Genomic DNA, 20,812 nt, shown 5'->3' on the forward strand with positions numbered 1-20,812 from the left:
TTTCTGCAACCTTCACAATAGCTTGCAAAGCTGCATTTATACATTTTTGTTGCGGGCTCCATAGGTCCCAAAACAATACTAACCATTTAAACAGACTGAGAATATGAAAAAGGACCTTCACTTTCCTCTAAGCGGCCCTGCCATGCTCTACTTTATAAGTTTCTGGATCCAAAAGCAGATATAAGACATCCTGACAATATCAATCTCTTTACTACCCAATACTCTAATAATAAATTATATGAAAAACTTACTTTTACTCATTTCACTTCTATTTGTACTCTCCTCCAAAGCCCAAACTAAGTACTATGTCTCTTTAACAGGAAATGACCAATCTAACGATGGTAAAACGCCAGATTCCCCCTGGCAAACTATTGAAAAAGTTAATGAGATGATGGGCAGTTTTAACCCGGGAGACTCGGTGCTATTTAAACGGAATGAAGAATTCAAAGGGGAACTGGTGATCACTAAGTCAGGAACTTCGGGTGCTAGAATAAATTTCGGAAGTTATGGTAATGGCAATAAGGCTATAATAAATGGTGCTATACCTCTTACTACCTGGTCGGAGATGCCTGGAAATATTTGGGCAACTACTTACTCAGGTTCACTTACAACTTTAAATAATTTACTGGCTGCCGATGTTAGTCAGCAAATAGGACGATGGCCTAATCCGAATGCAACTAACACGGGTTATAACTCTGTAGATGCATTTGTAGGGAATACGCAGTTAACTGACGCGGCCTTAGCTGGTCAGAATTTTTCTGGCGCTACCGCGGTTGTTAGAGTGCGTCTATTCATCCTTAATAAGGCATCCATAATATCCCAATCAGGTTCTACACTTACATTTTCAGGTGTTGGTACTAACTATACCATGACAGCTGGGGATGGTTACTTCATTCAAAACCATATCTCTACCCTGGATCAGCAGGGAGAGTGGTGCTTCGATCCTGCTACCAAAAAAATTTACATCTATTCAACCACCGATCCAAATACTATTAAAACTGAGATACCCTTTAAAAACAATACTTTAAGTGGAAACAACATCAGCAACGTCAGTATAACCGATCTTAAGTTTATTAACGCCAACTCGTATGGAATTAAGATTGAGAACTCCAACGGGGTTAAAATTTCAAATTGCGAATTCTTCAACTCGCATAATGCAATCTATTTGAATACTATTCAAAACTCGGAGGTAGATCATAATACTATCAGGAATACCAATAATAACGCTATATGGATAGCAGGCAGCTTTTACAACTGTAACTACAATACTATTCTAAATACAGCGCTTCGTCCAGGTATGGGAGATCCAAATAATAACCAGTACAATGCTATTAATATGGTCGGAACGGATGCTTTGGTAAAAGGTAATCGCATCGATAAAGTTGGCTATTGTGGGATCAGATTTGAGGGAAGCCGATTAACTTTACAAAACAATGTTATTAATGAGTTTGCACTAACCAAAGCAGACGTGGGTGGGATATATTCGTTCAAAGGTTTTGCACCAGTAGGTTACGGATATGGCAATAATGTTATTACAGGGAACATTATAAGCAATGGCAAACCTAATCTCTATGGAACAAGGGCCATACCTGTAAATACAAATTATGCTGTCGGTATTTATCTGGATCAAAGCACATTGAACAATACAGTGGCAAGCAATACTGTATATAACTGTAACAGTGCCGGTTTTATGATAAACGAAGGGGCTAACAATCATGTAGTCCGCGACAATGTATTCTATAATAACATGTTTGGCTTTGCATATTTCCCTACTTCCACCAGCGCAAAGAATTTAACAGTGAAAAATAATATATGGTTCAGTAAGCACCCCTCGCAAATTCCCGGGATGTCGCAGGCTACAAACCTGGATTATATGAAAAACTTTGGCAATATAGACAGCAATTATTATGCTCAACCTTTTGAGCCAGACAGTACACTAATTCAAACTAATGAAAATTATTCGACCAGGATCAATAAGGTTTACTCGTTACAAGATTGGAGGAAGCTAGGTTATGATATAAATTCATATCTTTCGGTTTATAAGATTGCGCCTTACTCGATCACAAGCTCAGGCTCGAATACGATTACAAATAGTGCTTTCGGAACCGGAATTACCGGTTGGACTTTAACTCCCTCAAGCGGTAACTTTACTCCCGTTTATGACAATAATAATGTTTTAGACGGCGGCAGCCTGAAACTGACAACAGTAGGAGCCACCGGCCCAAATACATCCAGAGTAGCAACGGCTATTGGGAATGTGGAATATGGCAAATTCTACCAGGTTACATTTTCAATAAAGGGAACTACTGATACCTCGAGGTTAAAGGTTACACTTTTTGCAGGGCAACCGGTTGCAAAGTACCGTTACGTGAAAACAAGTATACAACGGAAGGAGGTGACACTTACTTTCACTCCTGTAGCCAGTATTAATAATGTCACACTGCAATTAACCCTTAATGATCCAGGCAACCAGATATGGATTGATAATGTCATGTTTAAACCTTTAACCACAATCAACACTGATCCTGATGATCATTTGGTATTTCATGTAAACGATGAAGCTAATTCTAAACTTATAAATCTTGGAGCTACCGCGTATCAGGATGCAAAAGGAAACGGATATACTGGAACTATTTCTCTTCCGCCATATTCATCAATAGTACTAATAAAATCAAATACTGTTCTTCCTCTCAGGATGACCAAGTTTTACGGCTCGGCCAACGGATGTGATGCGAATCTTAACTGGACTACGGAAAATGTGCAAAGAGTTGAAGGGTTTGAGGTGGAGAGCAGTAACAATGGGAAGGATTTTCGTAGATTGAGCTTTATCAATGCGAACAAGACGGGAACATATGATATACTGTTGAATCAGGTAGACAACAGATCTTACTACAGATTAAAGATAATTGATTCAGACGGAACTAGTCGCTTCAGTGAGGTTATTAACATCCAGACAGTTTGTAAAAGACAAGGACTAACAATTTATCCTAATCCCGTTAAGTCAGAAGCTGTTGCTGTGATTCCACCTCCTGTTGGTTCCAAAGTACTTTATAAGATCCTGAACTCAGCTGGCCAGGTTTTGGTAGCTAAGGAAATAAACCTGACAAAGGGCACCAATTTTTTTAATCTGGATACTTCAACATTACAAACAGGTCATTATGTATTCTTCGTTCAGCAGCCTGGGAGTTCCGGTCTCTCTACATCGTTTATAAAGCATTAAGTTCAATTTTGACCTGCAAACTCAGCAAGACCCACTAGAAAGTTTTAAATATCGCTTTCTGCATCAATAAGAAAGGTATTTGCAACATTCGCATAAGGAAAAACACTGCAGGAGAGCTTAATTTTACACCATAGATCTCAGCTGGGTCTTTACATTAACCAAGTAAACTAACGAATTATGTCAGGTAAAATAAGTGTGATAGCGTTATCCGTCTTATGTACACTATCCGGAATAACGGCTGCAATAGCAATGCCTAACAGTGTTCCTATTGGCTCTGTGAACACAAAACAAATTGGAATTACGGGCAAAATAACAGACAAAAAAGGTGAGCCTCTGATAGGGGTTACTATAAAAGAAAAAGGAAGCAAAACCGGTGCAAGTACAGATGTAAACGGCAACTTCAAATTGCAAGTATCTTCTGCAAGCAGTATACTGGTGATCTCTTATATAGGCTATAAAACTCTTGAATATCCGTTAAATAGCCGCACAACGCTAAGTATTATTCTAGATGAGGATTCTAAATCCCTCGACGAGGTAGTTGTGGTAGGATACGGAACTCAGAAAAAGAGCGATTTTACGGGTGCGGTTTCATCTGTTACCTCAAAAACTATCTCAGAAACTCCTGTGGCGTCGGCGGCACAAGCTATCCAGGGAAGGGTTGCAGGGGTAGACGTAACTAATAACAGTGGACGCCCGGGAGATGCAGCCACCATTAGGATTCGTGGGAACCGGTCTATAACAGCGGGCAATAATCCTCTCTACGTGATTGATGGTATTCCAATGTCGGGGAGTATAAATACTGTAAACCCTGCGGATATCGAATCTATGGAAATTCTTAAAGACGCATCAGCAACTGCTATCTATGGTTCAAGAGGAGCCAATGGCGTAATATTGATCACTACAAAAAGAGGTACGGGAGACCGCCCCGTTATCAGCTATGACCCATATTATGGTTTTACCGACAGGATCGGATCGATCAATATGCTGAGCGCCAATGAATATGCCTCTTACCGTCAATCAACGGGTGCGAGCCTGGAGCCCTATCAACAAACTGCTCTTAATGAGAACTTTTCAACCGATTGGCAAAGTCCATTATTTCAGCAGGGTTATCGACAGAACCATCCAGTTAGTGTAAGGGGTGCATCAGGAAAAACGAAATATCTTGTTTCCGGGGAGTATTTCAACGAGAAGGGTGTGGTAAAGAAATCTGATTATACAAGGTACGGGTTTCGCGCTAACCTGGATCAGGAAGTTGGGAAAAAAGTAAAACTAGGCGTATCTTCATTCCTTTCTTATGCCGTTCAAAATTACGGTATCATTCCTAATAATGTATATCTCCAAAATGTACTTATCCTAGATCCATTAAGTAACCCTTTTAATGTTGACGGTACTGTTAACGTTGCACCTGATAACCAAACAATTAAAAAGAACCCCTATACAGACCTTAACAGCGTTACGGCCGACCGGAGAAAAAGCTACCGGGTATTTGCCAGTGCTTACGGTGAGTACCAGATCGCCAAAGGGCTTAGTTATCGACTTAATGCAGGTGTGGATAATACCAACAACAAAAATGGTACATATAATAGCGTCTTAAGCAATAACAATGGGCTTGCAACGGCAGGAATCAGTAATGGATCAGCTCTGGCATACACCGTTGAAAATCTTCTGAATTTCAAAAGGGATTTAAATGGGCATTCAATAAGCGCTACAGGCCTGTTTTCTATTCAAAGCGATTTCAACGAAACATCAAGCACATCGGGCAGAGGAATACCTTACGACAGCCAGTTGTATCATAATATAGGTACTGCAACGGAAATTTCAGCGGTAGCTAGTGACTACTCAAAAACCTCTTTGATGTCTTATATGGGCCGTCTTAATTATAGTTATAAAAGTCGCTACCTCGCAACTCTCACAATGAGGGCGGATGGCTCCTCGAGATTAGCTCCCGGAAGAAAATGGGGATATTTTCCTTCCGTAGCATTGGGTTGGAGACTTATTGAGGAACCATTTTTGAAAGATATTACATTGATATCAGAACTAAAGCTTCGTGGAAGCTATGGTGTTAGTGGGAATACAGGGATCAACCCGTATTCAACACAAGGTTCCCTGTCAAAAACAGTTTATGCCTGGGATGAGAATGCCGGCTATGGTTACTCTCCATCAGCCCTGGCTAATGGAAGTTTAAGCTGGGAAAAAACAGCAAGTTCAAATATAGGCCTTGATTTTGGCTTTCTAAAGAACCGCATTAGCGGTAGTGTAGAGGTTTATGAGCAAAACACATCCGACCTTTTACTAAATCGTGCGATTCCGGCATGGACCGGATTCAGCAGTGTTCTAGAAAATGTTGGTAAGACCAGGAACCGGGGGATAGAGCTAAGTGTTTCAGGAACTCCGGTGTCGGGAAAATATTTCAGATGGAGCATTGATGCAAACGCCTATGCAAACCGCGAGTCTATCATTGCCCTTAACAGTGGTATTACAAATGACATTGGTAACGGATGGTTTACTGGTAAGCCTATTAAAGTATGGTACGACTACCAAAAGAACGGAATTTGGCAAAGTTCAGAAGTAGAAACGGCAAAAAAATATAATGCTGTTCCAGGAGATGTAAAACTTGTTGACCTCAATAATGATGAAAAGATAAATGCTGATTTTGACCGAAAAATTGTAGGAAACCCTCGGCCAAAATGGGGTGGAGGTGTAACCAACAGGTTTAGCTATCGAGGTGCAGACCTTTCCTTTTTTGTCTATATCCGTCAGGGGCAAACCATTTACAGTCAAATTCATGAAAGGCTGAATACCGGTTTCTATATGTATAACAACTTGAATGTAAACTATTGGACTCCTCAGAACAATTCGAATGAATTTCCTAGACCAACAGTTTCTGGAACTACAGGCATAAAACCTCCACTGTATTATTTCGATGGTTCTTTTATTCGCCTTCAAAATGTTTCCTTGGGATACAGTTTACCAAAATCCATAATCGGTAAATCCTCCATTAGCAACGCGCGGATCTATGTAACCGGTAATAACCTTTGGACAATAATGAATAAGAAAATCCCTGGATACGATCTCGATCCAGAAACGTCCACTGGAGAAATAACACTTGACAATGTTTTATCTACACGGCTTATCATGCTTGGTTTAAACCTTACTTTTTAACCAGTTAAAGGAATTAATTATGAAATTTTCAAAAATCATTATAGCACTGGCGATAACAGCTGTTACAGGCGTTTCCTGTAATAATTACCTGGACGAAGAAATAGTCAGCGGAGCTACCTCCGGGTCATATATCGTTGATGCCAATGGATTAACCGGAGTTGTAAACGCGGCTTATGCACCTTTGAGAACCTATTATGGACAAGAATTAGGATTTGTTCTTACTGAATTTGGTGTTGATACTTATACTCACGGTCGTGATGGCTCGTTCATAGATGTTAATCAATATAACCCTGGTTTATCCCCAAGTTTATCAATTCTAAGTACACTCTGGACCAATTTTTACAAAGGGATAGGTACCTGTAATACAGCAATTGACCTGGCCCCAACTATTGGCAATATTTCGGAGCAAATCAGAGCTCAGAGAATAGCAGAAGCGCGCTATCTGCGAGCACTTTACTACTTTGTACTTGTTCAAACCTTTGGTGATATACCATTAACCCTCACCGAAGTGAAAGAAGTTCAGACAGAAACAACCAGGACAAGCGCGGAAAAAATATATACTGATGCAATCCTTCCAGATCTGGAATTTGCCGTAACTAATCTTCCTCGTACGCAAAGTGATTATGGACGCGCAACACAAGCAGCTGCCAAAATGCTCCTAGCACGGGTACATATGGTTAGAAAAAATTGGGCTGAAGTCGAAAAATTATCTGATAGCGTTATCAAAGACTACAATTTCTCTTTACTTGATTCTTATGGATCGATCTTCGATATAAATAATCAGAAAAACCCTGAGGTGATCTGGGCGGTGAACTACAACTCCACTGCATTATTGAATGGAACCGGGAATCAGAGTCACCTGTATTTTATAATGGTTTACGATGGTGAAAAAGGCATGCAGAGGGATATTCTAAACGGTCGCCCTTTTAATCGTTTTAAGCTAACTCCATACGGTAATTCCCTTTTTGATAATAAGGCTGATAAACGTTATATCGAAGGTTTCCAGCGTGTGTATTACTCCAATAACAGAACTACCGCTCCGGCAGGTATGAATCAAGGTGATACGGCAGTATTTATCACTACCGACGTGATTCCGGCCAATGTGAGAGCAGCAAAAAAATACGCGATCTACGACCTTAATGATATCAACTCACAAACCGTCAGAACAAAATTCCTAACTAATATAAAATTCCTTGATCCTAAAAGAACTAGTGTAACCGCGGTGGAAGGTTCTAAAGATTTCATTGTTTTCAGGATAGCAGAAGCTTACCTCAACTTGGCAGAGGCCCAGCTAATGCAGAACAAGCCTGGCGATGCCACCACAACGATAAATGTACTTCGTAAAAAAAGGTCTATGCCAGGTTTTGACCTTAGTATAGCGTCGTCGCAAATGAACCTGGATTTCATACTGGATGAAAGAGGCAGAGAGCTTTACGGAGAAATGCAAAGATGGTTTGATCTGAAAAGAACAGGTACATTATTGGAAAGGGTTAAGAAATACAATCCAGATGCGGCTGCCGGCATAAAAGATTATCATTTACTACGACCGATCCCACAAAGCGAGATAGACCGGTCGAGCAATAAGGTAAACCAGAATTTAGGATACAACTAATAAGATGAGACTTAAATTTATAACGCTTCTGGTGCTCTTAGGAGCAACATGTTCGGTTGCGCAAACCTTGGGTAACAAAGCCATGCCGGATTTTACAATTAGAAAAGGTCTGCCAAATTTTTATAAAAAATTATTAGAAGGTAAACCAGTAACTGTGGCCTATTTAGGAGGAAGTATTACAGAAGCGGCCAATGGTTGGAGGGATCAGTCTGCGCATATTCTCCAGCAAAAATTTCCGGATCCAAAGATAACTACCGTTAACGCAGGAATTGGTGGCACAGGCTCAGACCTGGGGGTTTTCCGCCTGGAAGCACAAGTGATTAAGGAAAGACCTGATTTAGTGTTTGTTGAATTTGCAGTGAACGATATTTCCAAGCCGGCTAACTTGATCCATAAAGCGATGGAGGGCATCGTGAGACAGATATGGAAAGCCGATTCTAAAACAGATATCTGCTTTGTGTACACCATCACCGGCGATATGGCCGCGGATATTGAAAACGGGAAAATACCGCAGTCAACAGCGGCAATGGAACAAATAGCAGAGCATTATGGAATCCCTACTGTAAGCATGGGCTTAAAGGTTGTTCAGCTTGCTACAGAAGGCAAACTTGTTTACAAGGGCAGCAAAAAAGACTATCCTGACAAAATAGTCTTTTCGGCCGACAATGTTCATCCATTTCCGGAAACAGGGCAGAGGCTTTATGCAGAAGCATTAGCAACTGCCCTAGACAGTATATTTATCCATTCTGAGAAACTAACTGCAAATAGGCTTGTGAAACCTTTTATAAGGGATAATTGGGAAGCAGCTAAAATGATCTCTGTTGCCGAGGCGAATAGGACTGGAAATTGGGTGAAGGTTATGTCAAATGATCCGGAGTTGCAAAGAGTATTTAAAAAACCCTTTACGGAATTCATTAAGTCAAATGAAGCCGGATCAACAATATCATTCAAATTTAAAGGACAAGTGGCAGGTCTTTATGATGTTGTAGGGCCGGGCTGCGGGCAATATGAAGTTAAATTAGATGACAAAGATTTGGCAGCAGTCCCCAGGTTTGATAGCTATTCAACCTATTACCGACCTCAATACTTCCTTAAACAAGATTTAGATAAACGCCTTCATACCATGACGTTCACTGTTTCAAGCAACCAACTAGACAAGAAGAGTATTCTGAAACAGAGAAACAACCAGACGATGGATGTGGAATCGAGATATAGTGAAAATGCATGTTATGCTGGATACATTATGCTTATTGGAGAAATTAAAAAGTAATGAAACAAGGCAGGATATGATGAGAAAGATTCTCCTTACATGTTTCTATCTGCTTTTTTCAATTCAGCTTTACAGCCAACAGCGGGGAAATAAGCCGGAAAGGGAAAAATGGTTTAGTAGCTTGGGCTTTGGGTTGTTCATACATTGGAGTATCGATTCACAAATTGGAGCTGTGATCAGTCACTCGCTAGCTGGGGCAAGTCCTGATTTCCGAAAACGTTTTTTCAACGAACTACCGAAGACTTTCAATCCCTTACGATTTAATCCTGATGAATGGGCCTCATTGGCTAAGTTGGCAGGAATGCGATACGTTGTATTTACGGCAAAGCATCATTCAGGTTTTTGCATGTTTAAAACTAATTCAACAACCTTTAATATCGCAAATACTCCTTATTCGCATGATATTACAAAGGAGGTTATTACAGCCTTCAGGAAACAAGGGATAGCAATTGGATTATATTTCTCACCCGAAGACTTTTATTATCTACATCAAACAGATGTTCCGATCGGACGTCTTCAAAACCCTTTACATTATCCAGCGCAAAATGTTGGATTAATGAAATATGACAAAATCCAACTAAAGGAGTTGTTAAGTAATTATGGGAAGATCGACATCATTTTTTTAGATGGTCCGGCAGAAGGTTTAAAAGAATATTGCTGGGAACTGCAACCGGATATTGTTGTAACGAGAGGTCATATAACAACTCCCGAGCAAAAAGTGCCTGATACTTCGATTCCATCCCCCTGGGAGAGCTGCCTGACTATGGGCACAGACTGGCAATACAAGCCCACAAACGATCTGTTTAAGTCAGGTACCGAATTAATAAATACATTAATAGAAACACGCGCAAAAGGGGGTAACCTTTTATTGAATATAGGACCAAAACCAAATGGTACGATCAGAGAGGAGGAGGAATCTAGGTTAAGGGAGCTAGCGCTATGGAACTTTGCTAATAGCGAGGCTATTCATGGTGTAACTTCTGCTCCTACATTGAAAGATGGTAATATTTGGTATAGCTGCTCTCCAAACGGTAAAACTATTTACGCCTACATTACCAAAAATATTTGGCAATATGGGGAAAGAAAGGAAATTGTTTTCCCCTCAATTACTGGTAATGAAAATACCACAGTTAGTATTTTGGGATACGAAAGCAATTTTGTAGAATACCGGCAAAACTTTGATGCCTCGATCAAGATACAAACGGGCCCCCTTGGCCTTATTGTAAGCGCAGTGAATGGGCAGCGATTCTATACCAATAACAAATGGCCAAATCCGCTTGTGTTTAAAATCTCTGGCGCCCATTTCAGGAAACAGCCTTCTTCCAAAGTAAATAAATCATCGCTCGACGGAGCTCAATAAATGATATAAAATGAAAACACACTTATATAAACGCTTAGTTCTGATCTTAATTCTGTTTCTTCCCGCACTAGCAAATGGACAGAATAATAACTACTACGTCCTTGACATGGTCCACCACAATCCGGGTGAACCGTCAACAAAAAGTGCTTTCACAGATCCATCTTTCCTAAAGGAGAAGGGTTATAACGGACAAGTAGTTAACGACTTTACTTTTGCCCATGCCGCTCTTACCTTTGACAAGCTTAGTAAAGAAATATTCCCTGACGGCTCGGAAGAAAGGAAATGGGTTGAGCAAGCTGCTAAGAAGGTAAAAGAAAATATCGCAGAGGCTCACGCAGCAGGAATAAAGATATATTACTTCACAGACATTATAGTTCTTCCAAAAAGGCTAGTAGACATCTATAAGGATGAGATCACGGATAAGGATGGAAAAATCTCCTTTGAGCGGCCTAAGACAGTAGAAATTCACAGAATGATGTTGAATGAGCTTTTTGATACCTTTCCTGACCTTGATGGCCTTGTAATCAGAACAGGTGAAACATACCTAAACAACGTACCCCATCACACTGGCAACGGACCTATTACAAACGGACCTGCAAGTCATGTAAAACTAATCAATCTTCTACGTGATGAAGTTTGTGTTAAACGCAACAAAATGCTTTTTTATCGCACGTGGTCGTTTGGCGGAATGCACGAGCAGCCAGACTATTACCTTAAAGTTACAGACCAAATACAGCCTCATCCCAATCTTGTGTTTGCTATTAAACATACGAAGGGGGATTACCAGAGAACCTTCGATTTTAATCCAACTCTCACTTTAGGTAAACACCCACAAATTATTGAGGTTCAATGCCAGAGAGAATATGAAGGAAAGGGCGCTTATCCCGACTACGTGATGGAGGGGGTGATAAATGGATTTGAAGAATATTCTATGAACAAACCACAACCGGGATACAAGAGCCTTAAAGAAATTAAGTCCAGCCCCAATTTCCGGGGCGTTTGGTCATGGTCTCGAGGCGGAGGCTGGGTCGGACCCTACATCACCAACGAATTTTGGTGCAGGCTTAATGCTCTAGTGATTAGCAAATGGGCATTAGATCCTAAGCAGTCAGAAGAAGAAGTATTCAATAAGGTGATCACAGAAATGGGAATTCAAGGGAAGTCGCGTGAAAGGTTTCGTGAACTTGCTTTACTATCGGCAAAAGCTGTCATCAGAGGCCATTCGAGTGTAAAGTACCCTTTTCAGAACAGCTGGACGTGGTGGATGCGCGATGAATTCCTATCTGGAACGGACCCCAATTATAACCCGCGGCAATTCTCCTCGGAAGGGCTACTTTATAAGGCATTTACACAGTACTATAAAGATGGTATACTTCATGGAGCCGTCCAGGAGAAGTATGAGGCGGTAGAGCTCTGGAAAAATATAGAAAAGCTTAGTCGTGGCATCAAAATGAAGGACAAGGAAGACGAATCTTATGTAAGGGTTTCATCAACCTATGGAATGCTGTTACATCAGATCATAGCTGAAGGCTGGAAAATCATGGCTTTAGGTTTTGAAGGAGATAAAACCGGCAAATACGACATAAAAGAAATGCACCAGGCATTATTGAATTATGATAAATACTGGAAACTTTACAAGAATTTCAAGGAGACAAACCCATCGTCTGCAACACTTTACAAACCTTACTCATTTGAGTACATAGCCCCGACCTATCATGCTGAAAAGGGAATGGGTGCTTCAGTAAATTACTACAGGAAAATTATAGCAGATAAGCAATAAATGGAACATAGAAAACAGAAATTGAAGAACTATACAGTCCTAACAGTAACTTATCTATTCCTGACCATCCTGTTGTTATTTATGCTGTACACATTTATCTGACAAAAAAGATACTTTTAGCACAGAAACGGATAACTTGAATTAAAGAAGCCAAACCCGTTATTTAATAGGAAGAAAGTATATTAATAACCAACCAGTTTAGGATGTCAGTTAAAGGATTTTTATTTATCTTCTTGTACGTAGCCGTTCTTACCTTTAAGGAGGCTGGCGCTCAGGAAGAAAAAGCAATAATAAGTCCTGGCGTACGCTTCGATCATTATTTCAGTAACGAGGGACTGCCAGACAACCGGGTGCGCAATCTTTTCCAGGACAGCAGAGGATATTTGTGGGTTGGAACAATGAATGGGCTTTGCCGTTTTGATGGTTATTCGTTTAGGAAATTTTACAAAAACAAGGCGCCAAAAGCTATTACCACAAGTTGGGCTTATTCTATTACTGAGGATGATAACAGTGATTTGTATATTGGTTCGAGGTACGGATTAAGCAAGTTTGTAAGGAACACAGAACAATTTTTTGAGATAAATGTGCCGGGATCAAGCACAGACGTTGTTTCTGCTCTCCTTTTTCATGATAGAAAGCTATGGATTGGAACCTCAAAAGGCCTGTCCCTGTATGATCCTAACACAAGGAAAACTAAAACTTTAAGCTCTTTTCCATTCAAAAATGGAGTGAAAAAAATAATACAGTCCTGGGGCGACTGCCTATGGTTAGCGTGCGACCAGGGCGTAGTTCGTTTCAATACCAAAACGCTTGCCTTCCAACTATTTGACATAGATATCAAACCAAACCCTTATGGAGACAGGATCTGGTCTTTGTACGAGGATCAGAGGTCGCTATATATTGGAACCGGTGGAGATGGAATTATTAAACTGGAGTTCGATGCCGAGCAAAATAAATACACCGATTTTAATCGTTTTGAGCAGCTTTTAACAAACGGTTCGGAGCTTAGGAACCTTCAGGTTTTCGATATTGTTAAATGGCGTAATGGAGAACTTTGGCTTGCTACTGAAGATGGACTGGCCAGGATAAGGAGCTTGAATAAAAAAACGAGTTTAGAATTTTTCAGAAATAACCCACTTGACAAGAATAGCATCAGCAATAATATAATTTACAGGCTGCTAATTGACCGTACAGGTGTACTTTGGTGTGGCACAGAACTCGGGTTAAATAAATCAGATCTAAATCTCCTCGCATTTCAGTATTATGCGTTCAAGGGAATAGGCATTGCTGATCAGGTAAGGGCTATTGCATCTGAAGATGGAATAAATATTTACCTCGGTACGGCTAGTTCAGGGCTTTATAAATACAATACAAGTTCTGGCCAAACATCGCTTCTTAAACTTGGTGATGAACACCTTTCCTATAATGCTTATCGCTCACTAAATTTTAATAACGGAAATCTTTGGGCGGGAACTCTAGGGGGAACCATGAAAATTACTGCTATTAATACAACCAGCAGTATAAAAAACCTTAATGCACAGGCGAGTTTTGCTACCCTAACGGATTCCAGAGGCAATTTATGGATTGGAACCAATAAGGGATTACTTAAATACGACGCCCAAGGAAACAAAGTAGAATTGAAGGGAAGACACAATATTCCGACGCTTATAAAAAATGGTTTTGTGAGGCAGATCTACGAAGATAAGAAGGGGAATTTGTGGCTGGGCTTTGAGAATGGAGGTTTAATAGTACTCGACCCGCAATCTGGATCGTATTTCCATTTCAATGCCAGGACACCGGAGCATGAATTGCTTGGCTCTAATGTCTTAGCAATTGCGGAAGCCCCCGCAAATGTTTTTTGGGTTGGAACTGAATCAGGACTCAACAGAATCACTTTAAAAAGCAACAGGATTTCTGATTATACAGTTAAAAGGTATACTGATGCCGAGGGGTTACCTGATAAATCTATTATCGGCATCTTGAATTCTGGAGATGGTCTTTTGTGGATATCAACGATCAAGGGCCTGAGCAGATTTGACATTCTTAAGGAAACGTTTCAAACCTATTTGTCAAATGTAAATTTTAGTATCGGAAGTTGTTATAAAGTTTCACCTGACAAATTGCTTTTCGGTACAAGCAATGGCTTTATTTCATTTAACCCCAGTCTGATTCCAAAGGCACAAAATCCACCGACGGTTGCACTATCTGAATTAAAACTCTTCAATCAACCTGTTGAGATTGGTCAGGAGTTCAATAAAGATATCATCCTTAAACAAAGTATCTCATCTACCCAAGAAATTAAGCTGAACTACCATAACAACGTGTTCACCATAGGCTTTACAGCATTACATTTTTCAAATCCTGATAAAAACAAATACTCTTATAAAATGGAGGGATTTGACAAGAACTGGATCGAAGCAGATGCAGCGTCGCGCAATGCAACTTACACAAACCTCGATGCTGGAACATACTATTTTAAAGTAAGAGCCTCAAACTACATGAATAATTGGAGTAGAAGTGCGGCAGTACTGAAGGTAACTGTTCTTCCACCGCCTTGGAAAACCTGGTGGGCTATTGTGCTTTATATTACTCTTTTTAATATACTGCTTTACATTCTGATCAAATATGTTTTGATTCAATCCCGGCAGCGTCAGGAGATCGAGTACCAAAAAATCGAAAAGGAACAATTGAAGCGATTGAACGAAATGAAAGTTAACTTCTTCACAAACATTTCTCATGAATTCAGGACCCCGCTAACCTTGATCTCGGCACCGGTAGAGGAACTGATGGGTAACGCGAGTCTAGGTAAGGAGGAAAAACAAAAGGTGAGCTTTATTTATAGAAACTGCAAGAAATTACTTTTGTTGCTCGATGAATTGATGACCTTTCAGAAGGCAGAGCAAGGAATGCTTAAACTCAAGGCCGTTCCTATGGACATCACCGGATTCCTTCATGCAATCTTCGTAAATTTTCAACCTCTGGCGGAACGGAACAAGATCAATTTGAAACTGGAGAATGTTGTTGGGAAAAAAATAATGGCATTTGATCCAGGAAAGCTTGAAATGGTATTAAATAACTTGATCTCTAATGCATTTAAATTCACACCAGAAGGAGGAGAGATCTCCATAATTGTTGCTTTGGACCAGGATGAGTTGACTGAAGTTCCACAATTGTCAATAACGGTGGAGGACAATGGAAAAGGAATTCCTGGCAGCGACTTACCTTATATTTTCGAACGTTTTTATTCTGAGCACAATAAACAGGGAACGGGTGTGGGATTAGCACTAACGAGAAACCTTGTAGAGTTGCATAACGGTACGATTAAAGTTGACAGTATTCCGGGAAAAGGCACAAGCTTTAAAATCGTACTTCCTTGCAAAAACGATAACCAGCAGAGTTCTTGTCCGGGAAGTATTCTTCAGGAATTTGCGCCTATGACAATAGATAGTAAGGAGGTAATGTTTATTGCGAAGTCTGAAAATCAGAAGAAAACTAAGCTTTTGATCGTAGAGGATAATAAGGAGATTTTAGATTATCTGGAGATGCTCTTTGAATCACAATATTCCGTGGCCCGGGCAATGAATGGATTGGAGGCTTTGGAAATAATTAAGGAGAATGAACCTGAACTGATTATTAGCGATATGATGATGCCGCTAATGGATGGAAAAGAACTTTGCAAACAAATAAAATCAGATCTTAACACTAGTCATATTCCATTTATTCTCCTTACCGCGAAAACGACTGATGATGACAAGTTACAAGGTTTACAAACTGGTGCAGACGACTATATCGCAAAGCCCTTCCATCCAGAAATTTTAAAGGTTAAGGCGGAAAATCTTATAGAATCTAAGCGCCGTCTGATTGAAAAATATAGGGGAGATGGAGTAATAATTCCTAAAGATATAGCAAAGAATCCCCTTGACGAACAATTCCTTCAAAAGGTTCTTGACACAATTAACGCTAACCTGGCCAATGATGAGTTTTCTGTAGAAGACCTTGGAGCTGCAGTATTTATGAGCCGCAGTCATTTGTTTAGAAAACTAAAGGCAATAACAGGTCAAACGCCCATAGAATTAATTTATCAGGTGAGGATCAAGCATTCCATGGATTTGCTATTGCAGAGAAAATTATCCATATCAGAAATAGCCTATGAAGTAGGCTTCAAAAATCCGTCTTCATTCACCTCATCTTTTAAGAAACAATACGGGAAATCACCGAAGGAATACTTAGGTGATGTAATTAAAGAGCAACAAGCGGAATAAATGCACTTTGGTCATCTGAAAACAGTTCCTGCAACATTTCCAACAGCCAGAGAGCTCAATGAAAAATACATTTGCTCCTATTGTTCTAATTCAACTAACCAATGATTCTAGTTTCAGAAAGTAGGCACATGCTAAAGTTTTTAATCAATAGTGCGATCTGCACCCTCTTTTTGGTTTTGACTTTCAATTATAGTTCATCTGCACAGCAAGGTAAACTTGTAACCCTTTATGTTTCCTCTTCTGGCAACGACAATAACCCCGGCAGTGCAACTGCTCCTCTGAGATCTATAGAGATGGCAAGAAACCTGATAAGGAAATTGAAGCAAACAAAAAAGCTTAATTCAGCTCGATTTACAGTAATAATAAAAGCGGGAACGTACTTTTTACCCGAAGGAATTAAATTTGATGAAAGGGATTCCGGAACACCCGGCTCACCAATATCTTATAATGCAGAGGAGGGAGCCAAGGTAGAACTCATTGGGGCGAAGGTAATTCCGGATACTATGGTTAGGCCGATCAATACCAGCACTTATAAACGCCTCCATCCCAAGACAGATCCCTCGAAGGTATTCGAAGTTGATCTAAGGTTCTTAAAACTAAAGAATGCATCTCGTTTTGCCCCGTCGAACTGTTTCTCCGACAGTTGGCACATCATTGATCTTTTCATGAATGGTAGAAGGCAGCCACTTTCTCAATGGCCTAACCCTGCGGAGAATATTAATAACACTAACGATCCGGGTTGGGTTACATGTAATGGATCAAAGGACAGTAGAACTTTTTTCTTTGGAAAGGGGGGGAAGCCGGAGGATAAAGAAACCTTAAATGAAGTTGATCTAGATAAATCCAGGCGGTCGACACGTTGGGCTGCAGCTATTAAAGAGGGACATGAAATTTGGCTAAAAGGTTTTTGGCGGGTACCGTGGGAACCATTTACGATTAAGGTTGAGAACATTTCGGCTGAAGAGCAAACAATAAAGCTTACAGAGGAGCCTGAAGGGGGGATGGGATCAAAGTACAGCAGTATTGCGAGTAAGGATCCCCTATGGAGAACCGGAAATGGAAAGGAGAAATGGAGAGCGGTTAATTTGCTGGAAGAAATTGACTACCCGGGTGAATGGGCACTCGATATTAAGGATCAAAAACTTTATTTCTATGCCCCTATGCCTGTTGCAAATTTGCAATTAATGATCGCCGATTCAGACCATCCCGTTATTTCTGTGAATACAGCATCAGATTTAAAGTTCACTGGCTTACATATCTCTGGTACACGTTCGAACGGTATTGAAATAGTCACAAGTAGTCGTACTACAATTGCGGGGTGTACTATCTATAATGTTGGAAACAATGGAATCACAATGAGGGGTGGCAATAAAAACCTTATTCGAAGCAACACAATTTATGAGACAGGAGGTGCAGGAATAGTGGCTGCTAATTCTGGCAACAGGAAATTACTGAAGTCGGGGGACGCTACTATTGAGAATAACCACATTTATCATGTTGGAAAATTATCATTCCGGGAGGCTGTTCAGCTATCAAACTGCGTAGGGCTTACTTTAAGACATAACCTGATGCATGACATGCCTAAAAGTGGCGTAAGGACAGATATGGTCAACAATTGTATTTTCGAATATAATGAGATTCACAATATAGCTCTTGGCGAAAGTGATAACGGAGCGTTCTATAACTACGGTGGATGGAGTACCTACGGAAATATCTTCAGGTACAATCTTGTACATCACATCAATCGCTCTAATGGTTTTTATTGTGATGATGGAGATAGCGGAGATCTCTTTTATAATAATGTAGTATATGATGCAATTGATGCAGTAAAGTTTGGAGGTGGACATAATAATATTGCCAGGAATAACCTGTTTATCCGTTGTAAAGACCAGGGGATTGATGACCGTGGTATTGCACGTAATTACAGATTGGGAAGTCATTATGAAGAACGGTTGCTTGAGATGAAACCCTTACAGGAACCCTGGAAATCTTACGGTAAAAAACTAATGTTAGACTTTGGGCTGGGATCGAAGCTTTGGACGGATATATTAAATCCAGACTGGCACCCTGAATACCCAAATGGTTGTGCTCTATTAGACAACATTTCGGTTCAGTGCGGTCCTTACCTCAGGCCTAAGCATGGTCGTATTGAAATAAGTGGTAATCTCGAGTTACCCTCAATTAAAGATGCAGGTTTTACTAATGTTGAACAACTAGATTTCAGTACCACTAACCCAAATATCCTTGAAAAATTCCCAAATCTCAATACAATCCTTCCGATCATTGGTCTTCAAAAAGATAGCTTTCGAAAATACTTACCGACAAAAGGTGATACGGGAGGACTAGAAAATCGCGGAAAAGCAGGCAATGAATGGGATGAGGACCAGCTGATAAAATAACCTTCTAAATAATACACTACATGAGATTTAAACTTACCACATACCTTATGGTATTGGCTTGTACCTGTTTTGCCCAAAAAAAGAAGGATCTTTCAATAGACGACTGGAAGAAACTAAGCTTACGGGAAAAAATAGGTCAGACGATGTTGATGCTGCCAGACAAAGAGTCGGAGCTACGTTTGGGGAATGGCAGGCTTCAGGATTTCTTTAAACGGTATCCTGTTACTGGCTTCTTTATGGGCTGGAAGCTTTTTGTAAATATACCTGAAGAACAAAGGGTTGAACATTTAAAAAAGTCAGTGCTCGAATACCAGGATGCTAGTAACCTTCCTTTAATATTTCAACAGGATTACGAGAATGGGATCTCTCTTCCTGGGATGACCTCCCTGCCCCGGGAAATGGCATTAGGGGCAGCCAACTCTACCGGGCTTAGCTACAATTACGGGATGAGCTTGGCAAAAGAAGCAAAGTCGCTGGGAGTTAAATGGGTCTTGCATCCTGTAGCCGACCTAAGCATTAATCCACTTAACCCCATTGTTAATACCAGGGCTATCTCGGATGATCCAGACAAAGCAATCAGACTTTTAAGCCAACAAATAAAAGGTCTTCAGAATACTGGTGTAGCAGCTACAATAAAGCATTTTCCCGGGGATGGAATGGACAACCGCGACCAGCATCTTACAACAACAGTTAACAGTTTAGGTATGGATCAATGGAAACAATATCACGGAAAAGTGTTCCAAGCTTTAATTGATAGCGGGGTTGCGGCGATAATGCCCGGCCATATTACTCTTCCAGCATGCCAGAAACAAAAGCTGAACGGCTTTTTCCCCCCTGCTACTTTATCAAAAGAACTGCTAACAGATCTCCTTAAGAAAGAAATGAGATTTAAGGGGGTAATTGTTTCAGATGCTATGACCATGGGCGGCTTTCGTGGTTGGTACCCTGATCAGTTGGAAGGGGAGATCCAGAGCTTTCTGGCTGGAGTCGACGTGCTTTTGTGGCCCTCTTACCAATTTATGGATACTGTAGAAGCACGCATTAAACGAGGAGAAATACCGATAGCGAGGCTTGACGATGCTGTAAGCCGAATCTGGGCGATGAAGTTGAAGTATGGGTTGTTGAGTAAAAACAATCAACTGATAAGGCAAATGTCTCCGGAAGAACGGGAGGTATCTTTTTCTACTGCTCGTAGCATCGCTGAAAAGGCAGTTACTCTAGTGCGTGACCGGAATTCCGTAATTCCAATCAATCCTGGTACGACAAAGAAGATACTTGTAATAGCTGTTACTACAGAAAGCCGAAAAGGAGGTGACGGAGGATTACATGTTTTGAAAAATTTTGCAGGTGCGCTGGAGAAAAAAGGATTTTCTGTAGACTTTCAGCGCAATTTACTTTACGAAACTCAGGGCTGGAACGAGGACGTAACGAAGAAATATGATAAAATTATTGTTGCTGTAGTAAGGCAAACTCATACCCCATTCGGCCCGCTGCAGTTATATGACGATGAAGCACAGACAGCCTGGGGAGTTAATGCAATGCCTAAAGACAAAGTTATTGTAGTTTCCTTTGGTAGTCCTTATATTTTAAACGAGTATTTTGAGCGGGTGAATACTTGCATCAACGCATACTCAAATGGCCCTGAGATGCATAACGCAGTAGTTAAAGTACTAACCGGCGAACTGAAAGCCGAAGGGATATCACCTGTTAAACTTGAAAGAAAAGATACATTAGCCGAAAATTGATT

At 40.4% G+C, this 20,812-nt stretch carries 9 protein-coding genes; all 9 read left to right on the forward strand.

Features of this window, described 5'->3' with window-relative positions; all coding sequences use genetic code 11:
- Positions 1–238: 238 nt before the first annotated feature.
- The gene (locus J4N25_RS14365; protein ID WP_207420361.1) at positions 239–3,220 is read left to right on the forward strand and encodes a right-handed parallel beta-helix repeat-containing protein; all 2,982 of its coding nucleotides are present in this window, start codon (positions 239–241) and stop codon (positions 3,218–3,220) included.
- Positions 3,221–3,397: 177 nt separating this feature from the next.
- Positions 3,398–6,382 (forward strand): SusC/RagA family TonB-linked outer membrane protein, encoded by a 2,985-nt coding sequence (locus J4N25_RS14370; RefSeq protein WP_207420362.1) that lies wholly within the window; start codon positions 3,398–3,400, stop codon positions 6,380–6,382.
- 19 nt (positions 6,383–6,401) lie between these two features.
- Positions 6,402–7,994 carry a RagB/SusD family nutrient uptake outer membrane protein gene (locus tag J4N25_RS14375; RefSeq protein WP_207420363.1) on the forward strand — a complete coding sequence of 531 codons (1,593 nt, stop codon included), beginning with the start codon at positions 6,402–6,404 and terminating at the stop codon, positions 7,992–7,994.
- Between the two features lie 4 nt (positions 7,995–7,998).
- Positions 7,999–9,264 (forward strand): SGNH/GDSL hydrolase family protein, encoded by a 1,266-nt coding sequence (locus J4N25_RS14380; RefSeq protein WP_207420364.1) that lies wholly within the window; start codon positions 7,999–8,001, stop codon positions 9,262–9,264.
- A 16-nt stretch (positions 9,265–9,280) separates the two neighbouring features.
- The gene (locus tag J4N25_RS14385; RefSeq protein WP_207420365.1) at positions 9,281–10,624 is read left to right on the forward strand and encodes an alpha-L-fucosidase; all 1,344 of its coding nucleotides are present in this window, start codon (positions 9,281–9,283) and stop codon (positions 10,622–10,624) included.
- 10 nt (positions 10,625–10,634) lie between these two features.
- The gene (locus J4N25_RS14390; protein WP_207420366.1) at positions 10,635–12,404 is read left to right on the forward strand and encodes a hypothetical protein; all 1,770 of its coding nucleotides are present in this window, start codon (positions 10,635–10,637) and stop codon (positions 12,402–12,404) included.
- Positions 12,405–12,607: 203 nt separating this feature from the next.
- Positions 12,608–16,666 (forward strand): hybrid sensor histidine kinase/response regulator transcription factor, encoded by a 4,059-nt coding sequence (locus tag J4N25_RS14395; protein WP_207420367.1) that lies wholly within the window; start codon positions 12,608–12,610, stop codon positions 16,664–16,666.
- Between the two features lie 128 nt (positions 16,667–16,794).
- The gene (locus tag J4N25_RS14400; RefSeq protein ID WP_207420368.1) at positions 16,795–19,065 is read left to right on the forward strand and encodes a right-handed parallel beta-helix repeat-containing protein; all 2,271 of its coding nucleotides are present in this window, start codon (positions 16,795–16,797) and stop codon (positions 19,063–19,065) included.
- 20 nt (positions 19,066–19,085) lie between these two features.
- On the forward strand, positions 19,086–20,810 hold the full coding sequence (locus J4N25_RS14405; RefSeq protein WP_207420369.1) for a glycoside hydrolase family 3 protein: 1,725 nt from the start codon (positions 19,086–19,088) through the stop codon (positions 20,808–20,810).
- The last annotated feature ends 2 nt before the right edge of the window (positions 20,811–20,812 follow it).

This window comes from Desertivirga brevis (assembly GCF_017355835.1).

Bases quoted from the DNA above. Each gene is read 5' to 3' on its own strand.
- J4N25_RS14380 (WP_207420364.1), top strand. From the start codon at position 7,999: ATGAGACTTAAATTTATAACGCTTCTGGTGCTCTTAGGAGCAACATGT.
- J4N25_RS14365 (WP_207420361.1), top strand. From the start codon at position 239: ATGAAAAACTTACTTTTACTCATTTCACTTCTATTTGTACTCTCCTCC.
- J4N25_RS14395 (WP_207420367.1), top strand. From the start codon at position 12,608: ATGTCAGTTAAAGGATTTTTATTTATCTTCTTGTACGTAGCCGTTCTT.
- J4N25_RS14390 (WP_207420366.1), top strand. From the start codon at position 10,635: ATGAAAACACACTTATATAAACGCTTAGTTCTGATCTTAATTCTGTTT.
- J4N25_RS14370 (WP_207420362.1), top strand. From the start codon at position 3,398: ATGTCAGGTAAAATAAGTGTGATAGCGTTATCCGTCTTATGTACACTA.
- J4N25_RS14375 (WP_207420363.1), top strand. From the start codon at position 6,402: ATGAAATTTTCAAAAATCATTATAGCACTGGCGATAACAGCTGTTACA.
- J4N25_RS14385 (WP_207420365.1), top strand. From the start codon at position 9,281: ATGATGAGAAAGATTCTCCTTACATGTTTCTATCTGCTTTTTTCAATT.
- J4N25_RS14405 (WP_207420369.1), top strand. From the start codon at position 19,086: ATGAGATTTAAACTTACCACATACCTTATGGTATTGGCTTGTACCTGT.
- J4N25_RS14400 (WP_207420368.1), top strand. From the start codon at position 16,795: ATGCTAAAGTTTTTAATCAATAGTGCGATCTGCACCCTCTTTTTGGTT.